A 370-nucleotide genomic window follows, 5' to 3' on the forward strand; every position below is an offset into this window, starting at 1 on the left:
GGCGATGGTTCGGGCAGACTGATTGGTTCAAAAATATTGGTATCTAGAATATTGAACAGCAGAATTGAAGAGTAAGCGACAGTTGCTCGCCCAGATTCCGTGACAATCGTTGGGTGAGGAATATTATGGTCGTCCAAGGTTTGCTTGAGAGTATCGACAATATCTTCACAATATTCTTCAAGCGTGTAGTTACGACTTTTATCGTCATTGCTTTGTGCGCCGGTATAATCAACCGCTAAGCCACCACCCAAATCTATATGGGTTAATTCTGCACCCTCACTCATTAGGTCAGTAAAATAGCGGCAGGCTTCTACGACACCACTTCGAATATCATGAATGCTGGGGATTTGTGAACCTAAGTGGCAGTGCA

At 44.1% G+C, this 370-nt stretch carries 1 pseudogene; it reads right to left on the bottom strand.

What is annotated here, in order from left to right:
* Positions 1-370 (bottom strand): annotated as a pseudogene (locus tag A3757_RS05370) (arginine decarboxylase); the annotation flags it as partial.

The sequence above is a fragment of the Oleiphilus sp. HI0117 genome, assembly GCF_001635235.1.